The organism is Paraburkholderia franconis (assembly GCF_009362735.1).
Taxonomy (GTDB): domain Bacteria; phylum Pseudomonadota; class Gammaproteobacteria; order Burkholderiales; family Burkholderiaceae; genus Paraburkholderia; species Paraburkholderia franconis.
Window position 1 is genome coordinate 112,921 of record NZ_WHNP01000011.1, and the last position, 22,936, is coordinate 135,856.

The 22,936-nt window shown below is 58.9% G+C and carries 19 protein-coding genes and 4 pseudogenes; 14 read left to right on the plus strand and 9 right to left on the minus strand.

What is annotated here, in order from left to right; genetic code table 11:
- Positions 1-305 precede the first annotated feature (305 nt).
- The 3 genes and pseudogenes from GCT13_RS14465 to GCT13_RS14475 form a co-directional block, all read right to left on the minus strand.
- Positions 306-1,010, minus strand: a complete 705-nt coding sequence (locus GCT13_RS14465) for an IS6 family transposase (protein WP_152759115.1) — start codon at positions 1,008-1,010, stop codon at positions 306-308.
- 622 nt (positions 1,011-1,632) lie between these two features.
- On the minus strand, positions 1,633-2,658 hold the full coding sequence (locus GCT13_RS14470) for an IS110 family RNA-guided transposase (RefSeq protein ID WP_152759284.1): 1,026 nt from the start codon (positions 2,656-2,658) through the stop codon (positions 1,633-1,635).
- Between the two features lie 302 nt (positions 2,659-2,960).
- Positions 2,961-3,724: pseudogene (locus tag GCT13_RS14475) on the minus strand (IS110 family transposase).
- A 358-nt stretch (positions 3,725-4,082) separates the two neighbouring features.
- Here GCT13_RS14475 and GCT13_RS14480 point away from each other — a divergent pair.
- On the plus strand, positions 4,083-4,880 hold the full coding sequence (locus tag GCT13_RS14480) for a potassium channel family protein (protein WP_152759118.1): 798 nt from the start codon (positions 4,083-4,085) through the stop codon (positions 4,878-4,880).
- 555 nt (positions 4,881-5,435) lie between these two features.
- Here the strand turns inward: GCT13_RS14480 and GCT13_RS14485 are convergent.
- A complete protein-coding gene (locus GCT13_RS14485) occupies positions 5,436-6,020 on the minus strand; it encodes a hemerythrin domain-containing protein (RefSeq protein ID WP_152759121.1) in 585 nt (194 codons plus the stop codon).
- Positions 6,021-6,570: 550 nt separating this feature from the next.
- Between GCT13_RS14485 and GCT13_RS14490 the strand changes: the two genes are divergently transcribed.
- Together GCT13_RS14490 and GCT13_RS14495 are read left to right on the plus strand one after the other, a co-directional pair.
- A complete protein-coding gene (locus tag GCT13_RS14490; protein WP_152759123.1) occupies positions 6,571-7,146 on the plus strand; it encodes a hemerythrin domain-containing protein in 576 nt (191 codons plus the stop codon).
- 134 nt (positions 7,147-7,280) lie between these two features.
- A complete protein-coding gene (locus GCT13_RS14495; protein WP_152759126.1) occupies positions 7,281-7,628 on the plus strand; it encodes a hypothetical protein in 348 nt (115 codons plus the stop codon).
- 1,062 nt (positions 7,629-8,690) lie between these two features.
- On the opposite strand, the gene GCT13_RS14505 is transcribed toward GCT13_RS14495, so the two are convergent.
- Positions 8,691-9,461, minus strand: a complete 771-nt coding sequence (locus GCT13_RS14505) for a DUF3047 domain-containing protein (protein ID WP_152759129.1) — start codon at positions 9,459-9,461, stop codon at positions 8,691-8,693.
- Between the two features lie 703 nt (positions 9,462-10,164).
- Positions 10,165-10,668, minus strand: coding sequence for a universal stress protein (locus GCT13_RS14510; RefSeq protein WP_152759132.1), 504 nt, complete (start codon positions 10,666-10,668; stop codon positions 10,165-10,167).
- 457 nt (positions 10,669-11,125) lie between these two features.
- Between GCT13_RS14510 and GCT13_RS50855 the strand changes: the two are divergent.
- The 7 genes and pseudogenes from GCT13_RS50855 to GCT13_RS14535 all read left to right on the plus strand — a co-directional run.
- Positions 11,126-11,446, plus strand: a pseudogene (locus GCT13_RS50855) (CBS domain-containing protein); the annotation flags it as partial.
- A gap of 128 nt (positions 11,447-11,574) precedes the next feature.
- Positions 11,575-11,769, plus strand: coding sequence for a BON domain-containing protein (locus tag GCT13_RS50860; protein ID WP_321574356.1), 195 nt, complete (start codon positions 11,575-11,577; stop codon positions 11,767-11,769).
- 117 nt (positions 11,770-11,886) lie between these two features.
- A complete protein-coding gene (locus tag GCT13_RS50560) occupies positions 11,887-12,021 on the plus strand; it encodes a hypothetical protein (protein ID WP_265335288.1) in 135 nt (44 codons plus the stop codon).
- A 147-nt stretch (positions 12,022-12,168) separates the two neighbouring features.
- Positions 12,169-12,504: a c-type cytochrome gene (locus GCT13_RS14520; protein WP_152759135.1), complete on the plus strand. Its 336-nt coding sequence runs from the start codon at positions 12,169-12,171 to the stop codon at positions 12,502-12,504.
- Positions 12,505-12,978: 474 nt separating this feature from the next.
- Positions 12,979-13,326: a hypothetical protein gene (locus GCT13_RS14525; protein WP_152759138.1), complete on the plus strand. Its 348-nt coding sequence runs from the start codon at positions 12,979-12,981 to the stop codon at positions 13,324-13,326.
- Positions 13,327-13,675: 349 nt separating this feature from the next.
- On the plus strand, positions 13,676-14,119 hold the full coding sequence (locus GCT13_RS14530) for a universal stress protein (protein ID WP_152759140.1): 444 nt from the start codon (positions 13,676-13,678) through the stop codon (positions 14,117-14,119).
- Positions 14,120-14,544: 425 nt separating this feature from the next.
- The gene (locus GCT13_RS14535; RefSeq protein ID WP_321574357.1) at positions 14,545-14,931 is read left to right on the plus strand and encodes an ester cyclase; all 387 of its coding nucleotides are present in this window, start codon (positions 14,545-14,547) and stop codon (positions 14,929-14,931) included.
- A 269-nt stretch (positions 14,932-15,200) separates the two neighbouring features.
- Here GCT13_RS14535 and GCT13_RS14545 read toward each other — a convergent pair whose 3' ends face one another.
- Positions 15,201-16,466, minus strand: coding sequence for an IS256 family transposase (locus GCT13_RS14545; protein WP_152759143.1), 1,266 nt, complete (start codon positions 16,464-16,466; stop codon positions 15,201-15,203).
- A 124-nt stretch (positions 16,467-16,590) separates the two neighbouring features.
- On the minus strand, positions 16,591-16,767 hold the full coding sequence (locus GCT13_RS48335; RefSeq protein WP_193727663.1) for a hypothetical protein: 177 nt from the start codon (positions 16,765-16,767) through the stop codon (positions 16,591-16,593).
- Between the two features lie 354 nt (positions 16,768-17,121).
- Here GCT13_RS48335 and GCT13_RS14550 point away from each other — a divergent pair.
- A pseudogene (locus tag GCT13_RS14550) lies at positions 17,122-17,929 on the plus strand (IS5 family transposase); the annotation flags it as partial.
- A gap of 10 nt (positions 17,930-17,939) precedes the next feature.
- Here the strand turns inward: GCT13_RS14550 and GCT13_RS49190 are convergent.
- Positions 17,940-18,129, minus strand: a pseudogene (locus GCT13_RS49190) (IS5/IS1182 family transposase); the annotation flags it as partial.
- A gap of 290 nt (positions 18,130-18,419) precedes the next feature.
- On the opposite strand from GCT13_RS49190, the gene GCT13_RS14560 reads away from it, so the two are divergent.
- From GCT13_RS14560 to GCT13_RS14570, 3 genes are all read left to right on the plus strand, one after another.
- A complete protein-coding gene (locus GCT13_RS14560) occupies positions 18,420-18,986 on the plus strand; it encodes a hypothetical protein (RefSeq protein ID WP_152759147.1) in 567 nt (188 codons plus the stop codon).
- Between the two features lie 2 nt (positions 18,987-18,988).
- Entirely contained in the window at positions 18,989-19,426 is a 438-nt protein-coding gene (locus tag GCT13_RS14565) for a hypothetical protein (RefSeq protein ID WP_152759150.1), read from the plus strand.
- Positions 19,427-19,924: 498 nt separating this feature from the next.
- Positions 19,925-22,921, plus strand: coding sequence for a Tn3 family transposase (locus GCT13_RS14570; protein ID WP_152759154.1), 2,997 nt, complete (start codon positions 19,925-19,927; stop codon positions 22,919-22,921).
- The last annotated feature ends 15 nt before the right edge of the window (positions 22,922-22,936 follow it).

Genomic DNA, 22,936 nt, shown 5'->3' on the forward strand with positions numbered 1-22,936 from the left:
GTACCGATGTGCACGTCGCGTGATCGGCCATACCTGACCTTCAGGTATCGCGTCCGTCAGGCCGTAACGAGTCGCTTTGCCGACATTCGCAGTTCGGTCGCGGCGAACGTCAGCGTTCACTGCTAGCGAATGCGTACTTGCAACCCCTATGCGCAGGTCGCAACTATGTGCAGATCGTGCGACGGCACGTAGTTGATTCAGCACTGGCACGGCTACTCGCGTGGTCGATCGGCGAGGACGTGGAAGTCTCGGCTTTGTCGCGGTAAGGATCAAAGGGCGAGCGAGATCGAAATGCAAAGTTCCGCTTATGTTGCGAGATCATAGAATTGATCAGCGGCAGACGGATGGGTTCCGCTAGCACACTTCATCTGCCCTTTCGCAATCATGTGCATAACCTCCATGCCGGCTAGAAGAATCCGGGCACAGCGAAAAGTCTTGAATCCCAGCATGGGCCGCGTGCGTCGCTTGATCGCCCGATGATCCTGCTCGACCACGTTATTGAGATATTTGGACTGGCGGATCTTGATGGGGGCTTCACGATCGGCATTGATCGTTTCGAGCGCTGCAAGATTGGCGCCGCTCCTGTCGATCGTCACGGTGTCGGGTTCCCCGTTCTGATCGATCGATTTCTCGAAATACCGGCGCGCTGCGGTCTTGTCACGATGGGAACGCAGCAGGAAATCGACCGTGTTGCCAGCCTTGTCCACGGCGCGGTATAAATATTTCCACTGCCCCTTGACCTTCATGTACGTTTCATCCATGCGCCAGCTCTTGCCGACCGGGCGCTTCCGACGGCGAAACGATTTCTCCAGTACAGGCAACAGCTTCATGGCCCAGCGGTGCACGGTCGAATGATCGACTGCAATCCCGCGCTCAGCCATCATCTGTTCAAGATGCCGCAGGCTCAGCGGATACGCCACGTACCACCGCACGCACATCAGGATCACGTCCAGCGGGTAGTGCAGGCGCTTGAGCACCTTTGCCACGGCCGGATTAAGGTTCTGTTTCATCGATCAAAGCGTTCGCCTTCACGCTGCCAGCATAGCGGCTCGGCTTATCGCGACACCCATTAGCCGACCGAAGTCAAGGCACAAATTTACTCACCGCCCGATTGCAGTGGCGATGGTATTCTTATCGCCACTGCAATCGGGCGGAATTCTTTCTGTAACCTGCCATGCTGTCTGCCGATCGTAGTCGCATCCGTTTTCTCCAAACTGGTTGCGAACCGGATCGCACCAGACACCCATCGAGATCAAGCATGCCGTGATGTAACTAACGGCTGCCCTGGCGGCCATTGCCGCCCCAGAGAAACTACAAGGGCTTCTCCGTTTAGCACAAGCTCAATCGAAGTTGGTTGTTGATACATGTTGCAATGCCACGCCGGCGCGCGTGAGAAGGTGAAGGACTGCTGTACTACAACCGGTCATGTTGGACCAATGTCCGGACCCTGATGAAAGACGCGCGCAAGAACCTCATTCGTTGGACGGGATAGGAATCCCCGTTTCTCTGACAGGTATGCCTTGCGCGGGTCCAACCCGCTTCACATCACCGCTGGCAGTGCAAAGTGATCGTCTATCCGCTTATGGTTGCTGAAATGCCTTGAGCTGCTAATCCGTCGGACATAGTGTTTGGTCACGCAATCGCCGGTTCGTGTTTGAAAGCTTCGCCGTACTTGAGGGTTGCCCAGGCCATGCGCGCATTCTTGGCGGCGATTGCCACAGCTGTCCGCCAGTAGCCGCGACGCTCGATGAGACTTCTCACCCAGCGGCTGAAACGGTCCTGCTTGTCGCCCAGACTCGCCATCACGGAGCGAGCTCCGAGTATCAGCAGATTTCGGAGGTACGCATCTCCCGTCTTCGTGATGGCGCCCAGCCGTTCCTTACCTCCGCTGCTGTACTGGCTTGGCGTGAGGCCTATCCATGCGGCCACCTGTCGGCCGTTTCTGAAGTCGCGTCCGGCGCCAATGCTCGCAAGCAATGCGCTCGCGGTGGTCGGGCCAATGCCGCGCAGATGCATCAGACGTCGGCTGCGCTCGTCGTCTCGCGTGATTTCGCTGATTGCGCGGTCGTATTCAGCAAGCCGGGCTTCGATGTTGCCGACGTGCTCGAGCAGATCACTGATGCATCGTCGAGCCCAGCCGGGCAAGGCATCCAGATGGACCGGAATGTCTCTTCGCAGGCGCTCCGGGCTCTGCGGTAGCACCACGCCGAATTCGGAGAGCAGGCCACGTATGCGGTTGTAGATCGCGGTCCGTTCCTCGATAAAACCCTGACGCGTCCGATGCAGGCAGAGCGTGGCCTGCTGGTGTTCGTCCTTCAGCGGCACGAAACGCATGCTCGGGCGGGTCACCGCTTCGCAGAGGGCCGCCGCATCGGCCGCGTCGTTCTTGCCACGCTTGCCCGACATCCGGTACGGCGCCACGAGCTTCGGCGCCATCAGTTTCACCGTGTGGCCGTACTGCTGGAACATCCGTGCCCAGTGATGCGCACCCGAGCATGCTTCCATGCCGATTAGACAGGGCGGCAACTGGGCGATCAGAGCGAGCAGTTGATCGCGTGAGACACGCGGTTTGATCAATACTGCCTTGCCGGCTTCATCCACGCCGTGAACCGCAAAGACGCTCTTGGCAAGATCGATTCCGACAGTGACAACAGGCATGGACTTCCCCTCTTGTTGGTGTTGGTGAACGTTCGAAACTTCATCATGGCACGTTGATGCCAATCTTGCGGCTTCCACCGCAACCACTGGACGGGGAAGTCCCTTTCATTCGTTGGTGCCAGACGAGGTCCAATGGGTTTCGCAGAACCGTGGCTGTTGCTTGCGCAACGCCAGTCAATGGTGGCTCATCGCCTGGGCGACCCGATCATCCGCAAACAGTCGGTGGGGCAAAGGGAAGGCCCAATCAAAACCATGGCTTTGCACCAGTCGCAATACTGGGCTCGTTCCCCTTGCACCACCTTTTAGCCAAAGCAGCGGGTTACCTCAAATGACTTGTGCTCCCGAAGCATGTGATAGCAGGCGCGCGCCAGTTTGTGCGCCAGCGCCTTGATCGCCACAATCGCGTTTCGCGCGCGTTTCTTGCGCTCGTAAAAGCGCCGGGCTTCCGGGCACGAGCGTATCGCGAAGTTGGCCGCCTCGACAAACGCCCACGCAAGGTCTGCATGACCGCGAGATTGGCTTGCATCGCGAGCGTTACGTCAGGTGCAAAACCGAATCCGTTCACCTGCGTGTCATCCAGGCGCTTAACCCGCTCGCCCTGCATCTGCCCACCAGTATGGCGTGAGAACAGATTCTCGATTGCAAGGATCTGGGCCGTACGACACTGCACCAGTTGGATCCGCTTGCGAGAGAGGTCCCGCACCGGACGTTGTTCTGGTGGATAAATGTAGCCTTCAGGCAATAGTCCCAGACGCAGCAGCTGTGCGAGATGGGCGGCATCGGTGAAGTCACCACTGTATTTCAGTCCCTCGTACTGCCTGATTGCCGCGGGGTTGGCCAGATGCACCCGGTAGCCATCGTCTATCAACTGATCCACAAGCCAGTACCAGTTATACGTTGCTTCGATGACCACGCCCACCAGATCTTCGCGGTGCGGCGCCAGCGCCGCCCGGATCTGCACTGGATCGTTCGGCAACCGTCGCTGGTAGACAACCCGGTCAGCGTCATCGCTGACGACGACCACACTGTTGTTCGAGTGCAGGTCGATTCCACTAAACTTGTCCATGCCGGCCTCCTGTGCGTCACGTCGGTGTTCGCACCCTGACTGTACGCCGGCCGTTCGATTCGAACGGAGGGAGGTCGGCTATATGATTATCAAAACCATCCATCGCTACGCTGGCTGGCAATCAACGCAGGCAGCCCGGCCTTCGCGTCGCTTGAAGACCTGCTTGAGGAAGCAGTATCGTTCGCGAAAGAGCGCCGGGGATGGCCGCACCGTCGATCCTGATCTGCATCAAGAATGGCTTCAAAACGTGAGATAGCCTGATAGGCGGGTACCCGCGCTTAAGCCGTATCTCAAACCGTTTGAGCACGACGACGGTGTGCAGTATGGGAACGCGGCTCGATCGATCTTTCATTGCGCAATGGTTAACAGCCTCGGCTTTTTCAGAATCGGCGGCGTGGATTCGCACGATAATCCGCGGGCGATTCGCGCATGGCGCCATATCCGCTGGTTCTTGTGTGCATGGAGTCTGCTGGCCATTCCTGCCTTTTACGGTGGACTCACCGCGACCACCGGTGCCGCGCTTGTCGTCGCGCGAGTGCTATATCTGTGCATGTCTGCCGGTTTCGCTGTTTCGATCCTCCGGGTGCTGTACCTCAGCAAGAAGCCGAAGGCGCTGCTTTCTCATAATCGTCTTGATGTTGTGATCACAATGGGCGCCGCATTGAGTGCGGGATGGGGCACCCCGCCATGGCACACCGCCGAATGGGTACTGCGACTATTATTCGTGAGCCTCGTGGCCGTTCGGATCGTGCTGTCCCTGAAGAGCTTTTTTACGCCGAGCCGGCTTGTCTGGTTGCTGGTCGCGGGCGCTGCTGTGCTGGCAATGGCGGGTGCCGGTTTTCTGTGGATCGAGCCCCGGGTACACTCCTATGCCGATGGACTTTGGCTCGCGTTCGAAAGCAGCGCAACCGTGGGATACGGGGACATCGCGCCAACTACGCCAGCCTCACGCGTGTTCGCCGTATTCGTCGTGCTGCTGGGTTACGGTATGTTATCTCTGGTCTTTGCGAGCATTGCGGCGGCGTTTGTCGGAATAGAGGAAAGGGCGCTGCGACATGAAATGCACCGGGACATCAAGCACCTGAACGAGGAAATTGCTCAACTGCACCTTGAACTTCGCGCATTGAGGGAAACACTGATGCGATCTTCCCGTTGAGGGAACCACCGATGCAATCTTCCGAATACGCCCTTCTACGAGTGACATTGCACGGCTCCGCGCGAGCATGGGTGAAGAAACTCTTTCGAATAATCATTCGCCGCGAAAGCGCCGTCCCGGTATCGGGCGTGTGGCGTGCTCGTTCGTTGCCGGTTTTCGCGAACGCGTCATGTCCGCAGAAGCCCTGACAGCCGCGTCGAACGTGCGCTCGCCGGCACGCTGATTGCCGCTGCCGGGGTGCTAGCGTTGGATCGCTTTTTGAATTCCTGTCCGAGAGGCACGCGGCTCGTATCGGCGCAGTCGATGATTGACAGTGATGAACGGAAAGGGACTTCGGATGCGGTTCGGGCAATCGAATGTTGCCAGGCCCGGGACGCCCATGATTCGAGGGACACAGCCCCGTAGAATTACCCGGGGAGTAACCTCATCACATGAGCCAGCACGCAGGCCAGGATTGATGAAGATCAGGTCCGGGCGTCGAGGTTGGATCATTCCCGGAGAGTCGCCCTCCTCATGGCGAGATGCAGTTACATTGCTGACGCGCGTTACTGTCAATCAAGGCGTGCCTGGTGCGGGCCCCTGATCTCTGGCCGCCTTCGCATCAAGATCGATTTGCCTGCGAAGTGTCTCGAAGCGTTCCAGTACATTGCTTCCAAAAAGTGGATCGGGCCTGACCGGTACGATTGCATCTACTGCAGCCCAGTCCTGTTCTGTCAGCAACTGCGCAGCGCGAGGCATTACATCGCGCTCTTCAGTGGAAAGGTGGTGACGATAGTAGACAAGGTACGTGGCGGTAGCTGCCTCGAGCGCGGCGCGCGGGATCACAACATCTTCCCCGGCTTCAATAACATGAGTCAGGAGATCATCACCGGCTGTGGCAAGCACGCGATGCTCCTGCAGAAGACGGTTCACCACCAGTTTGACCCCGGGATCCAGTTCAGTAAGCCGCGCGTACGCAACATCTTCCCGCGGATGATGAACGCGATCGGTAAAATTCCGCATGTAGTACAGGATGTCGCCCATCAGAGCGTAATTCGGGGTCTCGCCCATGTGGAAGGCCGCAACCTGTTCTTCGAGAATGTCGAGTAGCCGGGCGAAATTGAGGTGTTCGGTGTGCCATGCGGCAAGTGGGTCGGTCATGGCGCGCTCCATGGAAATGGGGCATGTACAGATGACGTCTGGTGCGAAAGGCAGGGACATTACTCGCGGCCCTGCGCTCGACACGCCCAGCGCGATCCGATGCAATTGGAATGCTATGGGATTCAACCGGAGAAAAACTGACGCAGGTCAAACCAACGGCGTTAGTGCACAGGGATCGTGCCTGGCCAGCTGGCCGGGATGCGACCTGGACGTCACGGGCGGGTCCTTGATGGGTCGGCGGCTTCACTGGCCGCGCAATCGCCGCGAGTGCGAATCACCTCGACCAGCTGCGAACCCGTTGACGGCATGCCGCGATCTCCTGGCGCGCACGAATGGAAATGCGAGGTACGCGGCAAGGCTGGACCGTCGTGCCGGGAAAGGGAACGGCCTGTCCGCAGCGATCTCTCACCCGATACTTTCCCAAATGCTCCCCGGATTCGGAAAACCCGATCGGCGGTCCAGATTGCTGCACATCTGATTGAGGTCAATTGCACCTGACCAGTTCCACCAATACTGTCTACAACCGGCCAATCATCGGCAAGGGGGTGACATGCAAACGCCTGTAGCAAGAAATGCCGTACAGGTCATCGTCAGGGAACATCAGCAACTTTCGATGGTCGTTATGGGCATGCAACGTGTTGTCAAACTGCTCGGTGCTGGCGAAGACGCGCCCAGGCCGATGATGTTCCGGTCCATGCTGTTTTACATCAGCGAATATCCGGAGAAACTGCATCATCCCAAGGAAGAGCGCTATCTGTTTGCGCGCTTGCGGCACCATGCCGACGATCTCGACAAAACGATCGACGAGCTGGAGGAACAGCACGCTCAGGGTAAAGCGCGACTGCGAAATATTGAACATGCGTTAACCCGATACGAGCTGGCTGGCACGTCCACCCTTCCCGTGTTGCGCGAGATGGTCGAAGAATACGCCGCGTTCTCCGCGAATCACAGACGGCTGGAAGAAGAGGTTATTCTGCCTGCCGCACATCAATGGCTCACAGAGGCGGACTGGAACGAACTGGGTGAGGCGTTTGGTACAAACCGCGATCCGTTCGCCGGCGTCAATGTCGAAGCAGATCTCGGCCGCCTCTTTGCAATGATCGTCAGGGCCATCCGGGAACCTTAGCTCCGCCTACCGATCCGGCGAGGCATCGATAGTTGAAATGTTGATCTGTGTCAATGGAGCGCCATCGGTACATGTTCATGCTGGGTAGTAAGTGACCGTCAGCGGATCATCATCAGGCCCAGGAGGGAAGTATCATGCAAGCCACGCACCATTTTCGCCTGGAGTTGCGGCACGCAACGATGCCCACCTATGTTGCAAGCTATCTGTTCCCGCTTCTTCTGTTCGCCTACGAAGTGCATCGTGTCGGAAGGTGGATTTTCGACAACGGACTGCATTTCTCAAACTACAGGTTTATGGGCTATGAGTATCTGCTCATGCTCGTGTTCGTCGCACTCCAGATCATTGTAGAAGCAGTCTTCCTCCTCGCAGCGCGGTTGGAGCGACATCACGACTTCGAACATCGAATTGCAAATGTTCTGGCTGGAGCAGGCTGTTCCGCTGGCATCCTTATTTTCGATCTTGCATTGCAGTACGCGCTGTAGAGTGCGTTGATGAAGGCATAATCTCCCTCGTGATAGGTCGTATCATATCCAGCAAGCGCCGGCGCGAGCATTCCAGACACGCCGGTGTGAAGCAGCCGAAGATGCGGATGAGCGAAGGCTCGTCGCATGAAAACAGTGGCGCAGGTCATTGCGCTTGGGCGATCACTTGTTCGCGAATAGCCAGTAATCAAAGCTGCTCATTCGTCACGCTGTGAATGAGTAGCCGGGATCACCATTGCGCGATGCCCGGGAGCGAGCGCCGGTATTGAAAAACTTGCGTAATTGCCAAGAGCAGGCGCCGGCATCTCCCGGTGGCTTACGACTCCCCTCTCGCCGCCTTCGAGACAATGGCCGATGACTACCCGGTATTTCGCATTGTACGGATGCATCCGATTGAGCCGATAGCGCAAAACGCCGCGACCAGCTCGGCAGGGGCGTACCACGTTCTCGCCCACAAACCGGCACGAAGCAGCGTAACAGTGCGGCGCATCCGGGGCAGTTCTTAGTCCTGGTGCAATCGCTGACCGTACCGTTTTACGGGGCGTTCACTCACCCATTCATGGGTCATCCCTCTTCTGGATGGCGCGCGCGGCAACTGCCGACTGCGGCAGGAGATGTCCGAACTGCGCCGGGAACTGGGTCAGGCGCAGGCCTCGCGATCTGGCCGGTGAACACGTCAATGCGATGCTCGCGGATCTGCGCGAGGCAATCGCGGCGTCCCGCAGCGATAGCGGGGTGCTGACTGACGCGCACCGCAGAGCAACTGGCCGGCACCGAAAAAATTCCTCAAGGCGCAGAACGATGCCGTGCGGCTGCAGGCGGCGTCCGAGGCCGATGCGCTGCGCACCTGCACCGGCAATTGGGCGAGCGGATCGATTATCTCATTGTGGACAAGGCCAGTACCGGCGCGCGCTGGCCAATCGTGCGACGCCGCGTAGCCGACGCCCGGGGCTATCGCGCCTTCCGCCCAACCCGTCTGCGCGGAAGTGGCGATGGATAGGTCAACCGACGGCGGCAGCGCGATCGGCGTTGTCCGGGGCGTCGTCGTGCGGCGTCAACTTATCATGGCCCGGGCAGAAACTGGATGTCTCCATACCACGCCCGTGTCGTAGTACCGGTATTGTCGGTATCGGTCAGCAGGCCGTAGCCGGTGATCCGGCCGGGCGGCTCGTGAAAGACTTTCTGATAGTCCTGCACGATGTTGCGGCGCAGGCTTTGCCACTGGCCTGCATCACCGGGCCGCCCGGAGACGACGATCATCTGTACGCGGCCGGTGTGCGGATTGGCAATGACGTTGCCTGGCGCGGCCGTGGTTGACCAGATATACATCAGCGTCGCATAGGGCAGGTCTTGGCCACCGAGGCGCTTCGCCACGCCCATGCTCGCCCGATCGAAAAGCGACAGCTTGCTTTTGTCGCCATCGAATGCGAACACCAGTCGCGCGGGCGCGTCTTCCTTCGATCCGTCGCGGTTGTCGGCGCCCTCGATCGGCTTCTCTGCTTTCCAGCGCCATGCGACAACCGGTGTTTGCGCCAGATCGATATTGCCTTCATGCATCAGGGCGGAAGCGGAACGGTTCGCGTCTGCCTGAAGGACGGTAGTCTGACTGTCGTGAACGAGGGTGTATTGCGTCATCGGCTTGCCGTGCACGACCGGCAGGTTCTTCCATCCCGGGGGCAGAGATGCACCGGGCGCGATCATGGAAAAGGCGAGACCCGGCATTTCGTCCTCGGCAAGAAGGGCCAGTGGCGACAGCAAAAGAGCGGCGCATACTGCGATCCGGACTGGCCTGGCTGATCGTTTCCGAGCGCGCGTGATCGAGAGATGATGCATGACGTGTCGTTTTTTTTGCTCGTGGCAAGCCTGCATTGTAGTGGAGCCCGTTGAGCAGCCCAGTAGCACACAGTTTGACTTTCTGCGGCGCGACGCCGCTGACAGATTCACTCCGCGAACACCGCTTCTTTCCCATCGTCGGCCGGTAATGGGCGCACATGCATGGTACGTATCTATGAAGTGGCGACCCGGCGGAGAAAGTCTGACATATCACATGGCCATGATGTATCTTATGGCCGCGATGACGGGGACGCTGAGAAGCATGAGGTAAAGCGTCAGTGACAGCCATGACCGTCGCGTGAAGTCAGGGTTGAGCGCACGCGGGGTCTGGATTCGTTGGCCGAAGGACCGGCGAGAGTCCTCCGGCCTCCGCGCAAATGCAATCCTGAGAATGCGACCTATGAAGATTGAAAATTCGTGGCGCTTGTGGCGGCTGCGATGCTGTCGGTGGTGCTGCTCGCCGTGCTATTCGCGGGGGGCACGATCGTCGTCGGCTATCTTTGGTGGGAGACGCGCGCGCGTTTGGCGGCGATGGCCGGACCGTCGACGTCGAGGTGGTCCACAAAGACTCGCCGGACGACGAATCCTCGAAACGCTGACGATCATGGAAACCGTGTATGGGACCAGGGATCCAGTCCGCCGTGAAATGCAGAAGTGCTCTCGGTCTTACGCGGTCAGCAAGACGGACCGGAGGTCAGGCAGCTTATGATAGGGGCCTGGCCAGTTCGGCGGCCTCTTTGTCGTCGTTGCCTTTCTCGTCAATATGCGCGGAAATCAGCAATACAGGGCAGCTGGAGATGCGGAGGAAACGTTCCGCCACGCTGCCGAGCATGAACCGGCTTGCTCCGCTGCGCCCATGCGTGCCCATAACGACGAGGTCGGTTCTAATGTCGCGGGCCGCACGCAGGATACAGTGCGGAATGTCATCGCCCGCCTTTTCAGGCTCAATAATCCTCGGACTGCCTTGCACCCCGTCGCGATCCATTAACGCAAGCGCCTCCTTCATCACGGTCCTCCCTTCATGCAGGAATGCGTCGCGTAAGATGCCATGGTCGCTGCCGGGCGCATCGTAAGCCATCAACGGAGCCGCAACAACGTAGAGCGGTTGCAATTGCGCGCCAGTCTCGCAGGCAAGTTTCCGGGCGGCGTCGAACGCTCGCGCAGCGGTCTGGCTACCGTCAATCGGAACGAGTATGTGCGAGTACATGTGAGGGCTCGGGTCGATGGACCTATACGCTCATGTTTGCCGTCGAGCTGCCACAGCGGCTTGATCTGAATCAAACGATACCGCAGGCCGGAGTAGCCCCGGTCGCTGCCACAGACGCAACGCCGGGCGGACGCCTTGAAAGGATCATAATCTGCTGACCCATGACGACTGCTTTCTCTTTGTAGGCTGAACCAACAGGTGAAGGTTCGATTGGACTCTCAGGGTGCTACACGGCCTTCACGCCTGCCTTGCCTGCCTTGCAAGTGGTTCGACCGTGCTCTGGCTAACTGGATACTTACGCCGAAGATTGCGCAGGCCCGGATTGACGCCGGGTTGAGTCAGCCGCGCTTTTTTGAGTTTCGCCGCAAGTCTCGGCGGCTCGCGACACCACCGTAGGAGTCTGGCAATGCGCGCGCTCGATGTAATGACCGAAACGGTGATTTCGGTAAAGCATGAAATGACCGTGCGCGAAGCTGCGAAAGTCCTGATAGACCATGGAATCAGCGGTGCACCGGTAATTGATGAAAACGGCAGTGTCGTGGGTATCCTCAGCGAAGGCGACCTGATCCACCGGGCAGAACTCGAAACTGAGGAGCGCCGGCACTCGTGGTGGCTTGACCTGTTTTCGCCGAATCGCGATGCCAGGGACTATGTCAAGTCGCACAGCAATCTTGTCGCGGATCTGATGACGAGAGATGTCATTTCAATCGATGAAGCGACACCGCTCCCTGTGGTCGCCAACCTCCTCGAAACCAGACACATTAAGCGTGTTCCTGTCATGCGGGAAGGGCGGGTCGTTGGTATTGTCAGCCGCGCCAATATCGTGCAGGCCTTGGCGACTGCCGTCGACGAGCCCATGGCTGAGACAATGCCAACCGACCGTGAGATACGTGCGATGCTTATAATATGGGTGAAATTGCTGGGCATCCCTGGGCGTGTGCCGGCCAAAATATCGTTGTGCGCGACGGCGTGGTTCACCTGTGGGGAATCTACCGGTCACTTGCGGCAATCCAGGCCATGCGCACTGCCGCGGAGAGCATTCAAGGAGTTAAGCGCGTCGAGGATCACGTCGAAGTCTATCCGATGCCGATAGGTATGTGACAGGAAGAGTCCCGGCCAAGACGTAACCTTTCACTCGATGCGCAGCCCGCGCAAGCAACCCTGCCCAACATAAGAGTCCGGTAGACCCGCGCGTCATCGAGCGCCGGTAAAGGCGCCATGCTTGCCAACGGAAAGGTCAGCGCTCACGAATTTGCGACCTTGATGCCTGTAAGGGAGTCGGCCGACTACATTACCGAGCGGGAGGAACTTGATATGCTGCTTGAGCGCGAGCTTGTCGCGATGGCTTTTTGAGGACAAAGGTGTGGGGGGCACATGCTGTAATCAACTGGCATTACTATCGCGCGCCTATCTTTCAAAGGGAAGCTAGCGACAGGCAAGGTGAGCCAGCAATATGTATTGCGTAGACGAATCCGATTCATGCGAGCTCGGGAGTTTGTTATGAAGCGTATGCTTATCGCAATCACGATGCTGTGGCCGTGCGCTCAGGTCATGGCTGTGCCGCCGGACGGGAAAGCTCTGTACCAGGAAAATTGCGCCCGTTGTCATGGACAAAATGGCAAGGGCGACACGGGACCCAAGCTCGTTGGCGATGCGAGTGAATGGAAGAGGGAACTCTTTGAGCGGGCGGTGCTAAAGGGCATCGATGACCAGGGAAAACCACTCAAATCCCCTATGCCGCATTGGGGCGCCGCCAGTTTTAAAACCGACAAGGGTATTGCGCCCAGCAAAGCTGAAGTTGATGCGATCCAGCGTTACCTGCACACGCTCAAGTAGCGGGCACCTATCCACCGGAGCTCTGGCGAAAAGCGGAGCCGCATCGGAGCCCGAACGGCTCATGCAATGCTTCGGACCTGCGCAATCGACGATGTGTAATGGGAATTGCGAGGGCGCACTCGTACACCGCACGAGAAACCGAATGAAGCTTCGTATGAGCGCCGGTTGGTTCCACTGAACGTGCGCGGAAAATGTGGCTGCTCAACCGCGGGTCGCGCGCAGGGTTTGGCCCAGCGGCATGCGATGCGCGCATCGTTTGAAATGACTTGGCCGAGTGGCGACTGTAGCATTGCGCGACTCGCGCGGGCCGCATATATCTATTTGATCTTGGTCAACGAAGTCGTGAGTCGAGCGCATAAAGTGATTAGTGTATCGTCTCCCGTCTCTCTTCAAGACTCGAGAGTCATACTGGCATGTCTGGTGTGAGTCCCCCACGCGGGATGCGTCGATAACCGTCGAATCAGGAGATTTGCCATGCCAGTTAGCCAGATGAAGAACTTGCATCGCGGTCTCGCGTCGCGTGGTACGGCGAGCGGACACCGCCTCGCTCGCGCGACGCCTGGCGAGTTCGTTGTTGGTCGTCGCACAGAAAGCGACGGTACAGAATCCAATGCGTTAGACGTTGTCTTTTACAAGGAAATTTTGGATCACTGCGGTTTTCCGCACCAATGCGAACTGATGCGCGTCTCGGTCACACCGGCTGTTCAGGAAGAGGCGATAATCGACGCGATCCACAAGTTCGAGAGGTTGCAGAGAGTGAGCCACTGGAAGTGCGCGGCTGACGGATACGCAGTCGTAAAAGGCATGCCGCGAGGCAAGTAAATGGGGGGCGTTCCACAACCGGCATGACTACAAGACCACATCCGAAAGCGGAGGGTATGTTTTCTTGTTAGGCATCTAAGCTAATCATGGAAAGCGCGTCCCCGGCCGATTTGGTGCTCAAATCTGCTTTTTCGGCGATTGCGGCTATCCACGCACGATCAGTGGAGAAGAAGCTCGAATTCGCAGCGGGCCATTATGCTGAATTGCACAGGCCTTTCGGTGTGCGGACAGTCCACGTTCTAGGACCGGTTGGACGCCGATGGCGCTGGCTTGTGCGCACAACGCAGACGTGGCACTGAGTGGTGTTGCGCGAAACCATGAATATCCGCTTCGCGCCGGGAGGGAGAACATGTTCAAGCATCTGCTGGTGCCGACCGATGGGTCGGCACGGTCCGAGGAAGCCATCCATATGGCCGTAAGTCTCGCAAAAGAGTTCGAGGCGAGGATCACCGGGATTCACGCCATCCCGGAATTCCACCTGTTGACGTACGACTCGCAGATGCTGGCCGACACCCGCTCCGAATACGCCCAGCACGCGAAGAACCACGCAGAACGATATCTGGCCTTCCTCGAGCGTGCTGCCACGGACGCAGCGGTCACATGCGATACGACCTGGGTGGCAAGCGACCATCCATATGAAGCGATCATCCGCACTGCGCAGGAACGGCACTGTGATTTGATTGTCATGGCGTCGCACGGCCGGCACGGAGTAAAAGGACTCCTAATTGGTAGCGAGACGCAGAAGGTTCTGATTCACAGCCGGATTCCGGTGCTGGTATGCCGCGGCCAGTGACGAACCTGGGTACGACTCACGGACGAGGGAGTAGGACGAGACTCGGGCCGCCGTTGACAAGACGCCGGATTCTATGAAGATGAGGACCGCATAGTAAGTAAGAGCGCATTCTGCGGCGACATTCATGGAATTTTCGACGGCCCGCCAAATCGTTCCGGGTGTGCGATAGCGACAAGATGTAAGGACAAGGCTATGAGCATCTGCTCATGCTCGTGTTCGTCGCGCTCCAGTCATTGTCGAAGTCGCTTTCCTCCTGGGAGTCTTGATGGGGCGACATCACGATCTGGATCATCGAATTGCAAATGTCCTGGCTGGGGTGGGCTGTTCAATTGGCATCCTCGTCTTCGATTTTGCGTTGCAGTATGCTCTCTAGCCCGAGCTACTATTAGTGGGCGTGTCGTCTTCTGTCGGTGAGAGGTGATGCCGTGGTCCAACCGAACGAAGTAACCCGCGATGTTGCGCAGCAGATCATTGGCCGCTTTTACCGCGCGCACGCTCAAAAAGACGTTGCGCTTCTGCGGACGGTTGTTACGCCCGACTGGCAATATGTGCCTGCGTCTTTCGGGCCGGCCGGGGGGCCAGACCAGATGATTCCAGTATTCGTTGACTTAGCTTCTGCGTTACCGGACATGGACATTCAGATCCTTGATCTATTGATCCACGGGAACCTGGTTGGCGTGCGGGCAAGAGTCAAGGGAACGCAGTCTGGGTCTCTGATGGGCATCGCAGCGACATCCAAGCCAATCGAGTTTGCGATTCACTCTTTTCACGAGTTCCGCCTCAGGACCGAAGCTCGTTGGAGATGCCAGTGAATGGAAGACAAAACTCTTTGAGAGGGCGGTGCTAAATGGCATCGACGATCAGGCTCTTCCGAACGAACCTCATCGGCATAGTCTCCGCTATGCCTCCGCGGCGTCGAGTCTCACGGATTGCGCAGCGCTTCGGCTGGGATTTCGTGGTCGCTTGGGTCTTTGCTTTCTGAATGATAGCCCCCTTCGTGAACGGAGCCGGTACCGCAATGAGGTTATCTTCATGAGATACGGTCAAGTCTGGTGTATGAGCGGTTGGATGAACGGCGACGTCAGGCGGCGAGTTTCTGCTGACCGTGTTGATCGTCTTGCACCGGTTCGCCGTCCTTGAAGGCAATGCCTTCCAGCAACAGCGTGATCTGTTCGGGGCCGTTGATGCGCCGCCATGTTTTCTCGGCTTCCTCGATCAGCTTGAATGCCAGACCCAGGAAGGTTGGTCGCGACACGCAGTTGCGCGTGCGCGTAGTACGGTGGCGCACGGTCGCGAACGTCGACTCGATCGCGTTTGTCGTTCGCAAATGCTGCCAGTGGTCGGCCGGGAAGTCATAGAAAGCAAGCAGGCTTTCGCGATCCTTCTTCAACGTCTCAGTAGCCTTCGGATACTTTGCCGCATAGATCGTCACGAACCGATCGAAGGCGGCATGCGCGTCGGCGCGCGTCGCGGCCATCCATATCGCTTGCAGATCGGCTTTAGCTTTGCCTTGCTGCGATTTCGGCAGCGCGTTCAGGACGTTGCCCATTTTGTGGAACCAACAGCGCTGGCCTCGCGTCGCGGGAAACACTTCCTCCAGTGCGGCCCAGAAGCCCATCGCGCCATCGCCAATGGCCAGCAGCGGACCAGCCTGCAGGCCTCGCGATTTCAGGTCGAGCAGCAACTCCTGCCACGACGCCTTCGACTCGCGATACCCATCGCCGATCGCCACACGCTCCTTGCGCCCATCCGGCTTCACGCCGATGATCACCAGCAGGCATTGCCCGTCCGAATTTTCGCTTCGCAGCCCGGTGTGAATACCGTCGACCCACCAGTACACGTAGCGCGACTTCGACAGATCACGCCGGCTCCAGTTCGTATGTTCGTCGGCCCACTGGGCCTTCAGGCGACTCACCACATTCGCCGACAAACCCTTCGCATCCTCGCCCAGCAGCACGCTCAACGCCTCGCTCATGTCGCCCGTTGAGATGCCTTTCAGATAAAGCCAGGGCAACGCGGCACTCACACGCGGCGACTTGCGCACATACGGTGGCACGATCGATGAATTGAACTTCACGCCTGACCCTGAACGATCGCGAACCTTGGGGACCTTCACCGCAATCGGGCCGGCCGCCGTCAATACCTCGCGCTCCGGCAAATAGCCATTGCGTACCACCGCGCGTTGTCCGTGCAACGTCTTGACGTTTTCGAACCGCTCCAGCAGCGCCTGCAGCTCTGCTTCGATCGCCTGTTGAATCACCTGACGGGCTCCTTGACGGACTAATTCGTCCAGGCCCAGACCGCTTTCTGATAGACCAATAACCGCTTTTTCCGTAAACTTGCTCATGGTGGATGGTTTGTTGTTTGCTGGTTTCCGATTTCGACAATCAGATTCTCAGTTAAAACCTCCACCGCCTTCAATCGCCCGCCCCAACTCCCCCGTACACCAGATCCGAGCATATCTCTTATCTTCACCAGCCGTGCCCGTGACCGCCGAAACCGATGCCGACATCGACGGAAGGCGCTGCGTAGTACGCCGGCGCATAACCATATCCATAGGCCGGCGCAGGCGCATAGCCGTACGGCGGAGCGACAATGCAGCCTGACAGGCTAGCCCCAAGCGCAAGGACATACAAAAGTCTGATCATGTTTTTTCTCCGTGCGCGGATTGTAGATGGCGGACGGGTTCTGATTCGCAGCGAAGTGTGTCCGAACGTAACCGGTCGGGCACAGACATTTGCCAATTGGCGTTTGCGTGTTCGCCTGGTTGTAACCGTTTGCATTCGCGTGAGTGCGCCATGAACTACCATGACTGCGTAGACAGCTTTCTCAGCAACGCAGAATGACCAGTAAGGTCTGGACAGCGGTCGGTCAATTTGCCTTTGTTCCACGATACCCGCGGCTGGCGTGCGTCGGTTAAAAGGAAGGTCTGCAAAAGTCTTGGCATTGACGCCCCGTTCAGCTATCCTGGAAGCAGCGCGAATTAGTTGAGGAGAAGAGTAATGTCGCCGTTGGGTCTTGGCCTGGATCTGTCAACCAAGCGCTCGCACAAGCGGCAATTTCTCGATGAGATGCGGCGTGTTGTGCCTTGGCCGAAGCTGATTGCGCGGATCGAGCCGCACTATCCGGCAGGAAAACCGGACGGCCGCCTTTCCCGATCGCGACGATGCTGCAAATTCATTTTATGCAGCAGTGGTTCGGTCTGTCGGAGAGGCGCTGTACGACGTGCCGCTGTATCGCGAGTTCGCGGGTCTCGACGGCGGCATGGTGCGTTTGCCGGATGAAAGCACGATTCTCCGGTACCGCCATCTGCTTGAAATACATGGGCTGGCTGCGCAAATGCTCGCGCTGGTCAATGAGATCCTGACGGAAAAAGGCTTGATGCTAAAGGCTGGATCCGCAGTCGACGCCACCGTGATTGCCGCGCCCAGTTCGACAAGGACCGGTTCCGGCACTCGGGATCCAGAGATGCACTCGACGCAGAAAGGCGGCAACTGGTACTTCGGAACGAAATTGCACATCGGCGTGGACGCAGACTCCGGACTGGTTCATCCAGTCATTGGAACGGCGGCCAATGTGCACGACGTCACCGTTGCCCAGGCGTTGCTGCACGGCAAGGAGACGGATGTCTACGCTGACGCCCGGTATCAGGGAATCGAAAAGCATTGTGGGGCAGACGCAGCTCGTTGGCATGTTGCGATGAGACCGGGCAAGCGCAGACTACTGGACCTAAGTGATCCTCTGGACGCGATACACGATCAGATCGAGCGGCTCAAGGGCTCAAGGCGGGCATCCGTGCCAAAGTCCTTCCTTAACGTGTCTCCGAGCCGCTGAAGTAGCCACCGGTCGGCCATCACCTTTAGCTTCGGCCTGGCCATCGCGTTCTTTGCGGACAGCGCCATCCTGCCGAGTTGCCCGTGATCGTTTCCAACATTGCTCACTTCGTGTTCAACGAACAGGTGGCGCTTCGTGTCCACCGCGACCTGAACGTTGTAGCCGACGATGCCGGATCGTTGGACGCTCTCCTCGATCTGCTGCCGACGTTTGTCGACGTGCCCGCCGTGTAGTTCCTGTCGCGGCTGTTCCATTCGGGGCAATGCGACAGGCGTGACGGACGTTTCGGCCGGGGCATTCTTGCACGAATTTTAGTCACACCTTCCTTTCCGGGCTGAAGAAGTGTCTCCGGTTTAGGTGGGCTCTCGGGACGAGTGATTGTACCCCTCTTGACTTGCGTCAAGGTTGCGTTCAGGAGCGGTGCCACGCTATCACCAGCAAATCCATATCCATACGGAGACCCGCCATGGAAATTTCCCTACGCGACTTGATGACGGTGTTACACGGTATGGGGTTTGGCGCGCTGTTCATGCTCGCGTTCTCGGGGGCAGTTGCTGAGTTATACAGAATGTCCGCGCCAGGGGCGCCGCCACAGCCGAGCGCGCGGGAGCACAAATTGCTCGTCCTCTATCTCTCTGTCATGGTGGTCTTCGCATGGGCCGCAGTGCTATCAGGCGCATACGTGGTTTATCCGTGGTACCGGGGTGTCGCGCCGGCCGGCGTGACGGACCTGGCGGACTACCCTCGGCAACTGCTGCTGTCGAGCCACAATACGTCCGGTTGGCACAGCTTGGGCATGGAGTGGAAAGAGCACGTCGCGTGGCTCGCGCCGATCGGCATGACCATGGTCGCCTACGTGTTTGCCAAGTACGGGCCCGCCATTGGCGGGATGCGTCAGATACGGGCTGCCGTGCTGGCGTTTGTCGTCGTCGCGTTCATCGCGACGGGCGTTGCCGGCGCGTTCGGCGCCTTCCTGAACAAGTACGCACCGGTTCGCGGTGGCGCAACCATCCACATCATGAATGGAGAATAGCGATGAATACCCCCGACGTCCGGAGCGCCACACAGCGGAGCACCGAGGCGGCTCAGCAGCGCGAGTCATATCCGTCTACTGATTCAGGCACGACGTCCCCTCAAATCAACGGTGCTGCCGGCACTCTCGTCAACGGCCCGGCGGCCGCAGCGATTCTTGCGGCGGGCATCGGCTGCTTCCTGGTCGGACTGTTCGCCCTGGCGGGCGATGCTTCGCCTGCGATTTCGCACATGTTCACGTTCTACAAGCCGACCGGCGCTCTCTCTGGCGTGACGACGACCGCAATCGTGATCTGGCTGCTCACATGGTATGGGTTGTCGCGTCGCTGGGGCGACAGGACGGTGCAACTCGGCCGCATCATTCTGGCCTCGTTCGTATTGCTGGCCCTCGCTGTCCTGCTTACCTTCCCGCCATTCATGGATCTCCTTCAAGGTAAATAGAGACACATGTCCGGTTCGTACTCTCGCTTAACGGGTGAATTGGCATGATTGATCGCCGCACTGTCATTGCATCTGTGATTTCAAATTTGCTGAATTTCGACCGAGCGTCTGTTAGGTGATGCGAGATCGCTCCGTTTGTGCGGAGGTCAGCTGGGCTCTGCAGACGTTCAATTCGCTGATTCCGGCAACAAGAGAGGTGGCGCCGGGAATTCAGACAGCGGCAGCGTGGCCTGACCGAGCGTCGCCATCGTGCCGTCGTGAGTGAGAGGAGGTCTATCTTCTGGGGGGGGGCGAGTGTAATGTTGGTCCATCCTCTGTCATTGTCGCCAGCGCTCGAACTCGCGTTGATCCGCACCTGGGGTAGCGGCACGGTAAGCGTAAATTCCTATCATAAGCTCTCGGGTTATAGAGACGCGCGGAATCATTTCGAACTGACCTGGTAACGACCGGATTTTCTTCAGCTAATCTGAGCGGCCCGCTGCGATCAGGACGACTCGCATGGCCACCATCGAACGTACTGCCTATCCGCGCTTTCCTAAGGTCCTTGCCACGCGGGACCTGCAAGCCTGCTACACACCCCTGCCCGATGAACTGGAATGGGCGCGGCGCTCGTCCCGGGGCGAGCGCCCCCGGCTGGGTCTGCTGGTGCTCCTGAAAGTCTTTCAGCAGATGCATCATTTCCCGTCGCTCGACAGCATCCCGGTGGCCGTCGTGGAACACGTGCGCGCGGTGGCAAATATCGGTCCCGCGGTACGCTTCGGATATGACACGCAGGCATCGCCGACGCTGTTCCGGCATTACGCCGCAGTGCGTGAGCACCTCGGTGTCAAGCCGTACTACGGCACCGACGCGGGCACGATTGCGACGCGCGCCGCACATACGGCTGCGCTGTCCATGGACCAGCCGGTCGACATCATCAATGCCACGATCGACGAACTGATCGCGCAGGACATCGAACTACCGGCTTTTTCGACGCTGGACCGGATTACCGAGCAGATCCATGCAAAGACCCAGGCGCGACTTTTCCGGCGGGTCGCACGACGCCTGACCGATGAACAGAAGAACAATCTGGACCGTCTGCTGGCCCGCGACCTGTCGAGCCGGCAGACCGACTACAACCGCATCAAGCGCCACGCGAGGCGGCCATCGCGGCAGCACCTGGACCTGCTGATTGACCAGATTACCTGGCTCGACGAGATCGGCGACTTCACCATTGCGCTCGCCGGCGTCCCGGCATCAAAGCTGCGCTCACTGGCCACGCAGGCGATGGCACTCGACGCGTCCGCCCTCCGGAAAGACACTCTTCCCGAGAAACGTTACACATTGATCGTGGCGCTGCTTAATCGCATGCGCGTGCGCGCCCGCGACGATCTCGCCGACATGTTCGTGCGACGTATGGGTGCGATCCACAAGCGCGCGAGCGACGAACTGGAAATCGTTCAGCGCAGGCAGCGTGACAAGGTCGAGGTTCTCGTGGTCCTGCTCGATGGCGTCGTCGACATTCTTTCTGACGAGTCCGACGAGAGGACGATCGCGCAGTCCATACGAAAGTGGCTTGCACCGAAAGGCGACCTCGAACCGCTGCGTGAGAGCTGTGCCGAGATCCGCGCATTCAGCGGCCGCAATCACCTGCCGCTGCTCTGGAAGCATTTCCGGGCGCACCGTTCGGTCCTCATGCGTCTCGCCCGCACGCTCGAATGGGATTCCACGAGCCAGGTACGCACGCTTCTCGATGCGCTCGGTGTTGTGCTGGAAAACGAAACGTTACACCGCGAGTGGATCGATGCCGATGTGGACCTGAGTTTCGCAGCGGCGCGCTGGCGCAAGCTTGTGCGGCGCTCCCACGGCGAAGGGGCGCCGACCAACCGGCGCTATCTTGAGCTGTGCGTGTTCTCGTACATGGCGGAGGAACTGCGCGTCGGCGATCTGTGCGTGTCCGGGTCCGATGCCTACGCCGACTATCGCGACCACCTGCTGCCGTGGCGACAGTGTGAGCAGCAGTTGCCCGACTACTGCGCGAAAGTCGGCCTGCCGGAAACGGGCAGCGAATTCGTTGCCCAACTGCGTCAGTGGTTGACCGACGCGGCGAGTAAGCTTGACGACGAGTATCCGCGCGAGCGCGAGCATGTCACGATCGACCAGAAAGGCGAGCCAATCCTGCGCAAGACCATCGCCAGGGAAATTCCAGCCAGTGCGATCGCCCTGCAGGAGCGGATCAATGCGCGTCTGCCGACCCGCAATGTGCTCGACATTCTCGCGAACATCGAGCACTGGACGCATTTTACCCGGCACTTCGGACCATTGTCCGGGATCGATCCGCAGATACGCAAGGCGGCCGAGCGGTATTTGCTGACGATCTTCGCGATGGGCTGCAACCTGGGCCCGACCCAGGCGGCGCGCCATCTCGATACCGACGTGACGGCGCACATGCTGTCATTCGTGAACCGTCGGCATATGAATCTGGACAGGCTCGAGGCCGCGCAGCGCGAGTTGATCGAGCTATACCTGCGGCTCGATCTGCCAAAGCACTGGGGCGACGGCAAGACGGTAGCGGCCGACGGCACGCAGTACGACTTCTACGACAACAACCTGCTGGCCGGCTATCACTTCCGCTACCGGAAAATGGGTGCGGTCGCCTATCGCCACGTCGCCGACAACTATATCGCGGTATTCCGGCATTTCATCCCGCCGGGCGTCTGGGAAGCGATCTATGTAATCGAAGGGCTGCTCAAGGCCGGCCTGTCCGTCAAGGCCGACACCGTGCATGCGGATACGCAGGGACAATCGGCCGCCGTGTTTGCGTTCACCCATCTGCTCGGCATCAAGCTGATGCCCAGAATCCGCAACTGGAAAGACCTCGTGCTGTACCGCCCGCACAGCGACGAGAAGTACAGGCATATCGACGGGCTTTTCACGGCGACCATCGACTGGGTGCTGATCGAACGGCACTGGCAAGAGCTCATGCAGGTGGCTGTGTCGATCCAGGCGGGCACGATCTCTTCACCGTTGCTGCTGCGCCGCCTTGGGTCGGAGAGCCGCAAGAACCGCCTGTATCTCGCTGCACGCGAACTCGGCAATGTCGTACGGACGGTCTTTCTCCTTGAATGGATCGGCAGCCGGGAACTGCGCCAGGACGTGACGGCAAGCACCAACAAGATAGAGTCATACAACGGCTTCGCCAAATGGCTGTCGTTCGGCGGCGATGTGATCGCGGAGAATGAGCCGGAAGAGCAACAAAAACGGCTACGCTACAATGACCTCATCGCATCGGCCGTGATCCTGCAGAACACGGTGGACATGATGCGGGCCCTGCGCGACATGGTGGCCGAGGGCGAGAAGGTCCGCACCGAGGACATTGAATTCGTGAGCCCATATGCGACGCACAACATTCGCCGCTTCGGGCGCTACCGGCTGCATCTGGAACGTCCGCCCGAAAGCTGGATCAACGATGCCCTGTTTGGCCGGGCGGCCCGGCCTCACGACGAAATGAGGTAACGCTGGATGAGCGCG

What these genes read in the sequence shown, in the direction of transcription:
- GCT13_RS14465 (WP_152759115.1), bottom strand. Translation starts at nt 1,010, where the DNA reads ATGAAACAGAACCTTAATCCGGCCGTGGCAAAGGTGCTCAAGCGCCTG.
- GCT13_RS14470 (WP_152759284.1), bottom strand. Translation starts at nt 2,658, where the DNA reads ATGCCTGTTGTCACTGTCGGAATCGATCTTGCCAAGAGCGTCTTTGCG.
- GCT13_RS14480 (WP_152759118.1), top strand. Translation starts at nt 4,083, where the DNA reads ATGGTTAACAGCCTCGGCTTTTTCAGAATCGGCGGCGTGGATTCGCAC.
- GCT13_RS14485 (WP_152759121.1), bottom strand. Translation starts at nt 6,020, where the DNA reads ATGACCGACCCACTTGCCGCATGGCACACCGAACACCTCAATTTCGCC.
- GCT13_RS14490 (WP_152759123.1), top strand. Translation starts at nt 6,571, where the DNA reads ATGCAAACGCCTGTAGCAAGAAATGCCGTACAGGTCATCGTCAGGGAA.
- GCT13_RS14495 (WP_152759126.1), top strand. Translation starts at nt 7,281, where the DNA reads ATGCAAGCCACGCACCATTTTCGCCTGGAGTTGCGGCACGCAACGATG.
- GCT13_RS14505 (WP_152759129.1), bottom strand. Translation starts at nt 9,461, where the DNA reads ATGCATCATCTCTCGATCACGCGCGCTCGGAAACGATCAGCCAGGCCA.
- GCT13_RS14510 (WP_152759132.1), bottom strand. Translation starts at nt 10,668, where the DNA reads ATGTACTCGCACATACTCGTTCCGATTGACGGTAGCCAGACCGCTGCG.
- GCT13_RS50860 (WP_321574356.1), top strand. Translation starts at nt 11,575, where the DNA reads ATGGGTGAAATTGCTGGGCATCCCTGGGCGTGTGCCGGCCAAAATATC.
- GCT13_RS50560 (WP_265335288.1), top strand. Translation starts at nt 11,887, where the DNA reads ATGCTTGCCAACGGAAAGGTCAGCGCTCACGAATTTGCGACCTTGATG.
- GCT13_RS14520 (WP_152759135.1), top strand. Translation starts at nt 12,169, where the DNA reads ATGAAGCGTATGCTTATCGCAATCACGATGCTGTGGCCGTGCGCTCAG.
- GCT13_RS14525 (WP_152759138.1), top strand. Translation starts at nt 12,979, where the DNA reads ATGCCAGTTAGCCAGATGAAGAACTTGCATCGCGGTCTCGCGTCGCGT.
- GCT13_RS14530 (WP_152759140.1), top strand. Translation starts at nt 13,676, where the DNA reads ATGTTCAAGCATCTGCTGGTGCCGACCGATGGGTCGGCACGGTCCGAG.
- GCT13_RS14545 (WP_152759143.1), bottom strand. Translation starts at nt 16,466, where the DNA reads ATGAGCAAGTTTACGGAAAAAGCGGTTATTGGTCTATCAGAAAGCGGT.
- GCT13_RS48335 (WP_193727663.1), bottom strand. Translation starts at nt 16,767, where the DNA reads ATGATCAGACTTTTGTATGTCCTTGCGCTTGGGGCTAGCCTGTCAGGC.
- GCT13_RS14560 (WP_152759147.1), top strand. Translation starts at nt 18,420, where the DNA reads ATGGAAATTTCCCTACGCGACTTGATGACGGTGTTACACGGTATGGGG.
- GCT13_RS14565 (WP_152759150.1), top strand. Translation starts at nt 18,989, where the DNA reads ATGAATACCCCCGACGTCCGGAGCGCCACACAGCGGAGCACCGAGGCG.
- GCT13_RS14570 (WP_152759154.1), top strand. Translation starts at nt 19,925, where the DNA reads ATGGCCACCATCGAACGTACTGCCTATCCGCGCTTTCCTAAGGTCCTT.